This window comes from Octadecabacter sp. R77987 (genome assembly GCF_042466115.1).
In the GTDB taxonomy this organism is placed as follows: domain Bacteria; phylum Pseudomonadota; class Alphaproteobacteria; order Rhodobacterales; family Rhodobacteraceae; genus SW4.
Map to the genome: position 1 here is coordinate 1006834 of NZ_JAXHBQ010000001.1, position 12449 is coordinate 1019282.

A 12449-nucleotide genomic window follows, 5' to 3' on the forward strand; every position below is an offset into this window, starting at 1 on the left:
CGCAGGGATGCGCCGCCCTTGGGCCAATCGCGACTAGTTGGACGCGGTGCGCGTCGGCTGACGATAGAAATAGTGCGACCCGATGCTGGCTGTGCGCGGGAACCGGCGCGCCCATGACGGGCTGACCGCCTTGGTGTGATAATGGGTCGCGCCCGCGGTCAATTCGCGCGGCGCACCATCAACCATCAGGCGGGCAACCTTGCCAACGCGCGCCCAAGCGGCGGGTTCGTGGATCGTTTCGGCGTTGCCATCGCAAGTATATGTGAACTGGCAGGCATAGCGACGCCCCGTTCCCTGATTGACCACAGCACAGATCGAATTGGGGTAAGCCCGGCTATCGACACGGTTCAGGATCACTTCGGCCACGGCAAACATGCCACGCACGCTTTCGCCGCGCGCCTCGAAGTAAAGCGCCTCGGACAGACATTCCCATTCGGCACCACCGCTGGCGCGGGGTTGGCCGGCCAGAAACGCACGATCATAGGATACGACCAAAGGACCGGTCTGAATGTTGCGGGCTTCGGCGGGGGGTGGGGCCGTGAGGGCCGCCATACGGGACGACGGGACGACACGCAGGGCTTCGCGTTCCTGCCCAAGCACCGCCCCAAGGCGGCTTGCCAGCAGATCGTCAGCTTGCGCAGTGGCACCTGTCAGTGCAACCAAGGCAGCCAAACCAGCCGCGCGTGTCAATCGTCCCAATACGGTCCGCATATCCCATACCCAATATTCCATGCGGTCCAGCCCCGCACAGGCAGGGGGCGATCTAGGCGAAAATAAGGCATCGGTCCACCCTTGGGGCGGCAGTGTTGCGCCCTGACCGATGCCCATCGGCAACGGATCGCAAACCACACACAACCCCTAGAAAGATAGGCGCAAATCGCCCCTAGCCCTAGATTGTTTCCGATTTGGAAATAGCGAGTTGAGCGGCGGATAATCGCGCAACAGGCACACGAAACGGTGAACAGGACACATAATCGAATCCCCGCGCACGGCAAAACGCAATCGCGGCACGGCTTCCGCCATGTTCGCCGCAGATCGACAAAACGATGTCTTTGTTGCCTTTGCGCCCACGTTCCGCCCCGATCGACAGCAGTTCGCCAACACCCTCAACGTCCAGCGTGTGAAACGGGTCTTCGACGTAAACGCCCTGGCGCACATAGGACGACATGAACCGCCCCGCATCGTCGCGCGACAACCCGTATGTCATCTGGGTCAGGTCATTCGTGCCAAACGACATAAAGGCCGCGTGCTGGGCAATGTCCTCGGCGCGCAGTGCCGCACGCGGGGTTTCCACCATCACGCCCAGCCGATAGCTGAAATCGACACCGGTTTCCGCCTTGACAGCCGCCGCGACCGCATCAATGCGGGTCTTGACCAGTTCCACCTCGCGGACCGCGCTGACCAGCGGGATCATCACTTCGGGTTCGACAGGGGCGCCCTTGCGTGACGCCGCGACTGTTGCCTCGAAAATGGCACGGGCCTGCATATCGTATATTTCTGGCACGCTGATGCCCAGCCGCACGCCCCGCATCCCCAGCATGGGGTTGTATTCCTCAAGCGCGGCAACGCGGGCCATGACCTCGGAGAGGTGCAAATCCAGCCCTTCGGCCAGATCGCGCATGCCTGCCTTGTCGGATGGCAGGAATTCATGCAAGGGCGGATCGAACAGGCGAATGCACACCGGCAACCCCTGCATGATCTTGAACAATTCAACGAAATCACTGCGCTGCATGGGCAACAAACGCTCAAGCACGGCGCGGCGATCATCTGCATCATCGGCAAAGATCATCTCGCGCATGACGCCCAGACGGTCGCCGTCAAAGAACATGTGCTCGGTGCGGCACAAGCCGATCCCCTGCGCGTCGAAATTGCGCGCGGTCTGGGCATCGGCAGGGGTGTCGGCATTGGCGCGGATGCCGATATCGCAAAACTCCTCGGCCCATGTCAGCAGCGTGCGGAACCAATCATCGAGGGCCGCCTCAAGCATCGCCGGCTCACCGGACAGAATATCGCCCGTGGTGCCATCCACGGTAATGACGTCCCCTTCGGCAAAGCTGCGTCCGTCCGGGGCGATGATCGCGTGTTTCTTGGCGTTGATTTCCAGATCGGACGCGCCCACGACACAAGGCAAACCCAACCCACGGCCAATCACCGCCGCGTGGCTGGTGACACCGCCGCGCATCGTCAGCACACCATTGGCCGCATGCATTCCGCGAATGTCCTCGGGTGTGGTTTCACGGCGCACCAGAATGCAGGCCTCGCCACGCGCGGCACTGGCCTGCGCCTCGTTTGATGAAAACACGATCCGGCCCGTGGCTGCACCGGGACTGGCGGCAATCCCGCGCACGATCAGGTCGCGCTTGGCGCCCGGATTGACCTGACGGTGCAGCATTTCCGACAGGGCCGAAGGCGGCACACGCATCACGGCCTCTTCGCGCGGGATCACGCCATCATTGGCCAGATCAACCGCAACCCGCACCACCGCACGTGACGATCGCTGCACCCGCACCCCGTCCAGAATAAGCAACTGCCCGTTCTGAATGGTGAATTCGATCTGCATTTCCTCGCGCAGGTGCTTGCGCGCCAAGCTGCCAAAGCGGATCAGTTCGGCAAAGGCATCGGGGCAGATATCTTCAAGCGATGCACCCCGCTTGTCCTTGGTCAGATAGATCGCGCGATCCTTGTCGCTTAGGGCATCGCGGCCCTGCGCCTGGCTTTGGTAGCGGCCAATCACGCTGGGTGCGCCGGTCGTGGCATCGACAAACTGCACAACCCCTGCGCCGCATTCCCCTGCACCAACCCCCAGCGCCATTGCCTGCACCACCAGCCCAAGGCCCGCATCCGCAGGTGCGCCCTTGGCCTGACGCAAAAGGCGGGCTGTCGTGCCTTCCCATGCGCGCGCCATACTGCGCAACACCTCGGCCAGCTGCTCTTGCGGGTCTTGCGGGAACTCCTCGTCGGTTTCGGCCTCGTAGGTGGCCAGAAACTCGCGCAGGGTATCGCCGTTGGGAGTATCGGGCAGGTGGAACGATTCAGGGTCCAGACGCGCCACATGTTCGGCGTAACACTGGATAAACCGCAGATACAGCGCGGCGGCGGCCGTTTCGCCCATGGTGTCGCGCATGGCGGCGTAGCGCGCATCATTCATCCCGATATTGAGGATCGCACCCGGCCCGCCCCAATCGGGGTCCTGGCTGCTGGGGCGCACGGACACCAAAGGCGCATCACCAAAATGCGACAGGATTTTCGCCACATCGGGCATCCGCCCCATGGCGATACCGTGCACCGCCTGAAACGAAATCGCGACAGTGGTCGGCACCGGCATATCAAGGCGCACCAGCCGTTGCAGGCATTTCGCGCGCCCGCCATGCACCGTTGCATCCATGGATGCGGTCGGTGTGATCAACGTCACTTCCTTGAGGGTCACGATTTTCTGCACTGCGGCACCTACTTTGTGTGGGCGCAGCATAGACCTGCCGCGCCCTATCACAAGGGAAACCTAGCCCTCAATGACTGTCAAATCAGCCACTGCGGCACAAATCGTGCGAATCCGGCTAAGCAGGTTCAAGCGATTGCGCCGCACCACCGAACTGTCTGCATTGACCTGCACATCGGTAAAGAACGCATCGATCGGCGCGCGCAAGGACGCCATCGCCGTCATCGCCGCGCCGAAATCCTCGGCCTCCATCGCGGGGGTGATGGTTTTTTCGGCTTTGTCGAGGGCGGCGAACAGCGCTTTTTCGCTGGCGTGTTCAGCAAACTTCACATCCGCGCCGAACGAATACTCAACCCCGTCCTTTTCTTCGGCTTGGGTCAGGATGTTGTTGGCGCGCTTGAAGCCCTGCAACAGGTTCTCACCGTCATCCGTTTGCAAGAATGCCTGCAAGGCCCGCGCACGGTTCACCAGCAAGGTCAGATCATCGTTGGCGGGCATGGCAAGACAGGCGTCGATGACATCGTGGCGGATGCCCTCGTCACGCAGGAACACCTTGAGCCGGTCGTGGAAGAAGGAAAGGAGGTCGGCGGGAGCATCTTTGAGATACTCAACATACCTTTCCAGCTCATTTCGTGCTTTGGCTTCTGCCTCAGCGATTACTGGCAACTCCTGTTCCAGATCGTCCCTAAGGCCGCCCAATAGGGAACCTACATAATTTGAATCCGCAAGTTTTTCTTGGATTCGAGCGACTTCATTTTCGATATTTGCGTGAGCTCCAGAAAGTGCTTCCAACCAGTGCTGTTTTGCAAGACCCTTCTCGATGGTCAACTTGGTTGACAGTCGCTTTCCATTTTCCAAAACCAACCGAATAACCCCCAGCGCCGCGCGGCGCAGCGCAAACGGGTCTTTCGACCCTGTGGGTTTTTCATCAATCGTCCAGAAGCCTGTCAACAGGTCAATCTTGTCGGCCAGTGCTACGGCCACGGACACAGGCGCGGTGGGCACGTCGTCGGTGGGGCCAAGGGGGGAATAGTGTTCTTCGCACGCCGCTGCTACCGCCGGATCAAACCCAGCCTCGGCACTGTAATAACGCCCCATAAGCCCTTGAAGTTCGGGGAATTCATAGACCATTTCCGATGACAGATCAGCCTTGGCCACACGTGCGGCCTGTTCGGCCAGCGCCGCATCGGCCCCGACCAGTGGCGCGATGTCCTTGACCAGCGCGGCAATGCGTTCAATCCGCGCGGCCTGAGATCCCAGCTTGTTGTGAAACGTCACGTTTTCAAGGGATTGCAGCCAACTCTTCATCCCGTCCTTGGCGACACGCAGATCGTTCTCCCAGAAAAACTTCGCATCCGCCAAACGGGCCGACAGCACCTTTTGATTACCCGCCAGAATGGTCGCGCCCTGATCGGCGGTTTCGATATTGGCCACGGTTACAAATTTCTCGATCCGGCCTGATTTCCCGTTGCGCACGGAAAAGAACTTCTGATGCTCTTTCATAGAGGTTTGAAGGACTTCCGGCGGCAAGTTCAAGTAATCCGCGCCAATCTCGCCCAGCAAAACGACAGGCCATTCAACCAGCCCCGCGACCTCGGCCAGCAGGCCATTGTCCGCGACCACCTCAAGCCCTTGGGCAAAGGCCTGATTGGTGGCCTCGTGCCAGATCATCTCGGCGCGTTCATCCGCGCGCAGGATCACCTTGGCGCGTTTCAGCTTGGCCTCGTAATCGTCAAATCCGGTGACGGAAAAAGCATCCGGCCCCATGAACCGGTGCCCGCGTGTGGTGTTGCCAGCCACGATCCCGTCCACATCCAGCGGCACGACTTCGGCCCCTGCCTCGTCAGATAAAATGCACAGAATCGAATGCAGCGGACGCACCCAGCGCAAGGCGCCCGCGCCCCAGCGCATGGATTTCGGCCATGGGAAATTGCGGATCGTCGTGTCCAGCACCTCGGCGACAACGGCACTCGCTGCACGTTGGGGGTATTCTAGGGTGGCGAAAAGTAGCTTTTTCCCTTTGACCTCTCTCGCTATTATAAACGAGGCACTATCCTCGGAATAGATTCCCTCGCCCGCCTTCAACGCCTCAAGTTTCTCGGCATACCATGAGTTTGGCGCTTCCCAGCCGATACTACGCATGAACCCGAATACGGCACTCTCGGGTGCATCAACAGGCGGTCCTTTGCGCTCGTTCTTAATCTTTGGTGTGAAGTCCGACAAACCGGACACTGACAGCGTCAATCGGCGCGGCGTGTGAAACGCAGCCGCGCCCGCATAGGTCAAGCCAGCCTCAACCAGCCCGTCCGTGACCAGCTTTTGCAGATCGGCGGCGGCTTTGGCCTGCATGCGCGCAGGGATTTCCTCGGAGAACAGCTCAATCAGAAGATCAGGCATTACTGGACCCTTTCCGGTGCAGGTGGGCAGCCTTCGGGGGCCGGATTGCCATCAAACACGGTTTCGCCGCAGGCGTTGATCTGGTGCCAGGAAAACCCGCGCCCGTCAGGCATGATCGCCACGATCCGGTCAATTCCGTAGCTGATGTTTTCGACGCCCATGAATGCGATGGCATCGCCACTTTCTAAGGCTTCGCCAATTTCGCGGGCATCAAAGCAGTCAAACCACGATGGCGCGACAAGCGGTTCAGCCTGCGGCAGGATCGTGTAGGTTTCCGTCAACATCGCCTGCGACAGCGGCGTATCAAAGCAGGCGCGAAACCGGATCGGGCTGCTGTCGCTGTCAATCGCCTTGAAGTTTTCGAACAAAATTGGCTCGGATTGGCCCGAAATTACCGAAACAAGTTGCACTTCTCCAACATCTTCGGTCGTAACCTTGTCGTAGTAGGCATAGACCTGAAGATAATACATGGCAAAGCCAGCGATAATGGCAGACATGAGAATTCCTATGATTGCGATACGGATCGGGGTCATGCGGCAGCGCCGCCCGCTTCGGTTTGCACAAAGGCATCGGCGCAAAGCTTTGTCAGCGTGCGCACCCGCCCGATATAGGCCTGACGTTCAGTGACAGAAATCACGCCGCGCGCATCCAAAAGGTTAAACAAATGCGAGGCCTTGATCGCCTGATCATAGGCGGGATGCGCCATGATGATTTTCGCACCGGTTTTCGGGTCAACGGCAGGGGCGTCCAGAATACGCTGGCATTCGGCCTCGGCATCCTCGAAGTGGCGCAACAGGGTGTCTGTATCGGCCACGTCAAAGTTCCAGCGCGCGTATTCCTGTTCGGTTTGCAGGAAAACATCGCCATATTTCAAGGCGATAGGCGCATCCGGGTCGTTGAAGGGCATGTCCATCACGTGATCGACGCCCAGCACATACATCGCCAGACGTTCCAGACCATAGGTCAGTTCGCCCGATACAGGGTGGCAATCGTGCCCGCCCACCTGCTGGAAATAGGTGAACTGGCTGACTTCCATGCCGTCACACCAGACTTCCCAGCCAAGACCCCAAGCGCCCAGCGTTGGCGACTCCCAGTCGTCCTCGACAAAGCGGATATCGTGCAGCGCGGCATCAATACCGATGGCCTGCAACGACCCAAGGTAAAGGTCCTGCAAATCCGGCGGGCTGGGTTTGATCAGCACCTGATACTGATAATAGTGCTGCAAACGGTTCGGGTTTTCGCCATAGCGCCCGTCCGTGGGGCGGCGCGAGGGCTGCACATAGGCCGCGGCCCATGCCTTGGACCCCAAGGAACGCAAGGTGGTCGCAGGGTGAAACGTCCCTGCCCCGACCTCCATGTCATAGGGTTGCAGGATCGCGCAGCCTTTGGCGGCCCAATAGGTTTGCAGCCGCAGGATGATCTCTTGGAAACTGCGTGGTTTGTCGGCCATATCCGCCCTCGTCAAAGCTTTGCGCGTTCAATAGGCGCGCAGGCGGCGCGGGTCAATCAGACAGCGCAGGCGATCCAAAGGGCAATCCCGATCAAAACCGTTCAGATTCTTGATGCACGCAGGCCGTGGTCTGCTAATGTCTGCGCCAATCCGCAGGGCGCGGGCCATGGGACAACAGATTCAACGGGTTCGGGACAAGTATGAGAACGGCACTTTCAGCACTTCTATTCACAACATTCATTTCCAGCAGCGCATATGCACAAGACATCGTTTGGGTCCAGGTGGAGGCCCAACCAACCCTGAACGGCGCACAAAGCCGCGTGCGCGCCTATGCGGGCAGTCTTGAGAACGTGAACGGGTATTATCTTGGGTCCGGCTGGTATGGCATTGCCCTTGGCCCCTATACCCCCCAAGACGCCGAAACCGTGCTGCGCGACCTGCGCAATGCCGGTGCGATCCCGCGCGACAGTTTCATCGCCGACGGTAGCCGCTTTCAACAACAGTTCTGGCCCGTGGGTGTGGGCGCGGCAACGGCCGCGCAACCGATACCGGGCAATGACGTTGATAATGATGCGGAAATAGCCGAAACAACTGAACCTGAGGTTCAGGAACCCGATATTGCGGAAGTCATCGAGGTCGAACCCGATCCGGTCCCCGTTCCCGATGAGACCGTCCGAGAGGCCCGCGCCAGCGAAGCGGAACTTGACCGCGAAGCCAAGCAATTGCTGCAAGTGGCACTGAAATGGGCCGGTTATTACAATGCGGCGATCGACGGGTCTTATGGCCGTGGCACCCGCGCGGCGATGTCCGCCTGGCAGGAATCCAAGAATTTCGAGGTCACGGGCGTGCTAACCACCCTGCAACGCGCCGAATTGCTGAATGATTACAACGCAGTCCTTGAAGGGATGAACCTGCAGACCGTGCGCGACGATGCCAGTGGCATCGAAATCAGCATCCCCACCGGCGTGGTTGAATTTGCCGAATACGAACCGCCATTTGCCCGCTTTGATCCCAAGGGCGAGGTCGACGCCCGCGTATTGCTGATTTCACAGGAAGGCGATCAGACTCGCCTTTTCGGGCTTTACGAAATTCTGCAAACCCTTGCGATGATCCCCGCCGAGGGTGAACGAAGCCGCACTGATCGCTCTTTTGAAATCAACGGCATCGACGATGAAATTGCCTCCTATACCTTCGCGCGGCTGGACGACGGGCAGATCAAGGGCTTTAGCCTGATCTGGCCTGCGGGCGACGAAGAACGCCGCACGCGAATTCTGGATGAAATGAAGGCCAGCTTTAACACTGTTGACGGGGTGCTTGATCCGGCCATCGCCGCGCCTGATGAAGATCAGGCGATCGACCTGATTGCCGGTCTGGAAATCCGCAAGCCACGTGTGGCCCGTTCCGGTTTCTTTATCGACGCGCGCGGTGACGTGCTGACAACCGTCGAGGCCGTGGATGAATGTTCGTCCATCACGATCAACGCCGAATATGACGCAGCGGTCGTGCACCGCGACGACGCGCTGGGGATCGCCGTTGTGCGCCCTGATACGGCCTTGGCCCCTGTGCAGGTCGCCCAATTGCAAACCGGTGTGCCGCGCCTGACGTCGGATGTGGCCGTGGCGGGTTTTCCCTATGGAGGCGTGTTGTCGACGCCGTCCCTGACGTTTGGCACGCTCGCTGACATTCGCGGGTTGAACGGCGAGGAAGAAGTGAAACGCCTCGCGATCTATGCCCAGCCGGGTGACGCGGGCGGGCCGGTCTTTGACAACGGTGGTGCGGTGCTGGGGATGCTTTTGCCCAAGGTGCCGCTGAACGGACAGATCCTGCCGCCCGAAGTCAGTTTTAGCGTCGATGCCGACCAGATCATCGCCTCTTTGCAGGGCGCCGGGATCAGCCTGCAAACCACTGACAGCGTTGCCTATATGACACCGGAAATGATGACGTTGATGGCCGCCGATGTGACCGTGCTGGTCAGTTGCTGGGACGACTAGGGTAGCCTGGGTCAAGACCCAGGTTACGCCCCGGCAATATCCGATGTGACATAGATCAGCGTTGGCCCATCTGCGGCCAGCGCTTTGGTCACATCTTTTTGCAAGGCATCCAGAGATCCGGGCGCGGCCGTATAGGCCCCATAGGCCCGCGCCAGCATAATGAAATCGGGGTTGCGCTGGATCACCGCGTTGGGCGCAATCTGTGCGCGCACCATGCTCGCCTCGATCTCGCCCAGCTTGCCGTTGTCCCAGACGATGATCGGCAGGGGCAGGCCCAGTTCCACGGCCACGCCCAGTTCCTGCAGCGTAAACTGAAAGCCATAGTCACCGGCAATCGCCACCGTTGGCAGCCCTCTGCGCGCCACAGCCCCACCAATCGCCGCAGGCAGTGCATACCCCAGCGTGCCAAACCCATAGGGATGGTGCCAGTGGCCCGCGCGCGCCATCGGCCAGATTTCCTTGGCGGCATAGGCGAACTGGGTCATGTCGGAATAGATCATGGTGTCGGCGGGCAAGGCCGCGCGCAAGGCATCGGCAACAGGGACGATCCCGGGGCGCTCAGTCATGATTTCGGCGCGCCACATGTGGCGCTGTTTGGCCACGGCCCCTGCATCCCAATCGGTGGCGCCCGTGTCAGGCAATGCGGCGCCCAGATCGGCCAGCAATGCCGCACAATCCCCAAGGACCGTCACGTCAGCGCGGTGCCGATCACTCAGCACCTGCGGGTCGATATCGACGCGCACCAATGTGCCGGAATGGCCCAGCTTGTCGCGCCAAAGGTCAACCTCGGACAGTTCCGTGCCAAGCGCGATCACCAGATCGGCCTGCCCGATCATATCGGCACTGGACCCGCGCGCCAGATAGGCACCGAAATGCAGCGGTGCATCGGCCGGCACGATCCCGCGCCCCGCATAGGTGGTCAGGCTGGCCGCCTGCCATCGCGCCAATAGCGGTGCTGCGAAATCAATCCCCTTGGCCCCGCCGCCAAAGATAAACAGCGGGCGTTTCGCCGCCCGTATCTGCGCTGCCAGATCCGTGACCTGTGTGCCAGACGCCTTGGGAAGCGGCGCGGTTGGCAAAGGTGCCGGATCATGACCCGCGGCCCGCGCTTGCAACAGCGGTATTGGCACGCTGATATGCTTGGGTCGGGGGCGCGCGCTTTGGAATTCCATCAACGCGCGATCAATCAGCGCATAGGCTGCATCGGCCGTGCGCGCCGTTTCGGACCAGTCACAGACCGTGCGCGCCGCCCCTTCCTGATCCTTCATCTGGTGCAACTGGCCGCGTGTCGCCGCCGTTTCACCCAGACAGCTGGAAATCGCCAGCACCGGCACCGAATCCGAATAGGCCTGCCCCAGTGGCGTCAGGGTATTGCACAGCCCCGGTCCCGTGATCACATAGGCCACGCCGGGCCGCCCCGTGGCGCGCGCATAGCCATCGGCCATGAACCCCGCGCCCTGTTCGTGGCGCGCAAGGACATGTGTAATTCCTGCCTCCTCGATCCCGCGATACATTTCCTGATTGTGCACCCCCGGAATGCCGAAAATCACATCCACGCCGCGCGATTTCAGCATATGCGAGATTTGCGCACCTAGAGGGCGTTCAGGGGGGCTTTCAGACATCAAACTCTCCAGAATTGCCAAGTGAGCATCGTAAAGACGACCATCACCTCAAGCCGTCCAACCAGCATGGCGATGGACAAAATCCACTTTGCCGCATCGTTCAGGCCCGCGAAGTTGCCCGCCGGTCCGATTTCGGTTCCCAAACCGGGGCCGACATTGGCCAATGCGGTGGCCGCGCCGGATATCGAGGTGATGAAATCAAGGCCCGTCAGCCCCAACAGCACCGCAATCACCCCCATCGACACAAGGAAAGCCACAAAGAACGCCATGACCGAATTCAACACATCCTCGCCCACAGGACGCCCGTCATAGCGCGGCGTAAACACCCCGTGGGGCGAGTGGATCTTGCGCACCTGCGCCTTTATCGACGTGAACAGCAACTGATACCGGAACACCTTGATCGAACACGAGGTCGATCCCGCGCAGCCACCGATCAATCCGATGAAAAAGAACATCACCACAGCGAACGATCCCCAAGCCATGTAATCGGCGCTGGCATAGCCCGTGCCTGTCATGATCGAGGTGACGTTGAACAGGGCCTCGCGAAAGGCGATTTCCTCGACCCCGTGAAAGGTGCGCCATAAGAACAGGGTCATCACCACGACAATCACAAGGATCACCGTCAGGAACACCCTGATCTGGCTGTCGCGAAACAGCGGCTGCGCGGTGCCGGAAATCAGCTGCACGTAACGCACGAACGGTAGCGCCGCGAGCACCATAAAGACCGAGGCCACATAATGCGCCCCGCCACCAAAATGCCCGAACGAGTTGTCGTAATTGGCCATGCCCCCCGTCGACACCGTCGTCATCGCGTGCACAAGCGCATCAAAGGCATTCATCCCCGTGGCCGCATAGGCCAACGCGCAGGCCAGTGTTATCCCGACATAGACCACAGAAATATTGCTGGAAATCTCGGTCGCGCGGGGCAGAATTTTTCCCATTGTATCAAAGGCTTCGGAGCGGAAAATTTGCATCCCGCCGACCTTGAGTTCGGGCAGGAACACCATCGCCACAACGATGATCCCGATCCCGCCCAGCCACTGCAAGACGCCGCGCCACAGCTTTAGTCCATCCGGCAATCCATCCAGCCCGACAATCACCGTTGATCCGGTCGTCGTCAGCCCCGACATGGCCTCGAAAAACGCATCTGTAAAATTCGCCTCGGTCGCGCCGATCATGAACGGGAGCGAGCCGAACAATGGCAGCGTAAACCACACCAGCGTGGTCAGCATGAACGTCTGGCGGATATTGAGCCCCGAAGACACGCCATTGGCGCAGGACAGCGCGATAAACCCGCCACACAGCACCGTAATGACCGAGCTTTCCAGAAACGCGGGCCAATGGCCGTTGCCCGCGACCAAATCGGCAAGCAAAGGGGCCAGCATCGTCACCCCAAGGGCGCAGACCAGCAAGCCAATAACATATCCCACGGGGCGTATATCGAACATGGCGCAGGGTTGGCCTGCCCGCCCGTGGCTGTCAAGCGCGACTCGCCTTTGTCTGGTCCGCGCCCCGGTGGACCCGCCTGAAATTCAATGGTAAATTCCACACAG

Annotated in this window: 8 protein-coding genes; 1 reads left to right on the top strand and 7 read right to left on the bottom strand. The window is 60.2% G+C overall.

From position 1 onward, the window contains the following. Nucleotides 1–33 precede the first annotated feature (33 nt). The 5 genes from SJY21_RS05065 to SJY21_RS05085 form a co-directional block, all read right to left on the bottom strand. The gene (locus SJY21_RS05065; protein WP_377513151.1) at nt 34–711 is read right to left on the bottom strand and encodes a cell wall hydrolase; all 678 of its coding nucleotides are present in this window, start codon (nt 709–711) and stop codon (nt 34–36) included. 178 nt (nt 712–889) lie between these two features. Then, on the bottom strand, nt 890–3469 hold the full coding sequence (locus SJY21_RS05070; RefSeq protein ID WP_377507106.1) for a putative PEP-binding protein: 2580 nt from the start codon (nt 3467–3469) through the stop codon (nt 890–892). A gap of 30 nt (nt 3470–3499) precedes the next feature. Beyond that, the gene (gene glyS / locus SJY21_RS05075; RefSeq protein ID WP_377507109.1) at nt 3500–5833 is read right to left on the bottom strand and encodes a glycine--tRNA ligase subunit beta; all 2334 of its coding nucleotides are present in this window, start codon (nt 5831–5833) and stop codon (nt 3500–3502) included. Continuing rightward, nucleotides 5833–6330, bottom strand: a complete 498-nt coding sequence (locus tag SJY21_RS05080) for a DUF6446 family protein (protein ID WP_377507112.1) — start codon at nt 6328–6330, stop codon at nt 5833–5835. The genes glyS and SJY21_RS05080 overlap by 1 nt, the downstream gene beginning before the upstream one ends. Before the next feature lie 32 nt (nt 6331–6362). Further along, nucleotides 6363–7283, bottom strand: a complete 921-nt coding sequence (locus SJY21_RS05085; RefSeq protein ID WP_377507115.1) for a glycine--tRNA ligase subunit alpha — start codon at nt 7281–7283, stop codon at nt 6363–6365. 281 nt (nt 7284–7564) lie between these two features. Here SJY21_RS05085 and SJY21_RS05090 point away from each other — a divergent pair, with 281 nt between their 5' ends. Further along, a complete protein-coding gene (locus SJY21_RS05090) occupies nt 7565–9274 on the top strand; it encodes a trypsin-like peptidase domain-containing protein (protein WP_377507118.1) in 1710 nt (569 codons plus the stop codon). A gap of 23 nt (nt 9275–9297) precedes the next feature. Here SJY21_RS05090 and SJY21_RS05095 read toward each other — a convergent pair whose 3' ends face one another. Continuing rightward, complete coding sequence (locus SJY21_RS05095; RefSeq protein ID WP_377507121.1) at nt 9298–10896, bottom strand: 5-guanidino-2-oxopentanoate decarboxylase; 1599 nt, start codon at nt 10894–10896, stop codon at nt 9298–9300. After that, nucleotides 10896–12344, bottom strand: a complete 1449-nt coding sequence (locus SJY21_RS05100) for a TrkH family potassium uptake protein (RefSeq protein WP_377507124.1) — start codon at nt 12342–12344, stop codon at nt 10896–10898. The genes SJY21_RS05095 and SJY21_RS05100 overlap by 1 nt, the downstream gene beginning before the upstream one ends. Between the last annotated feature and the right edge of the window lie 105 nt (nt 12345–12449).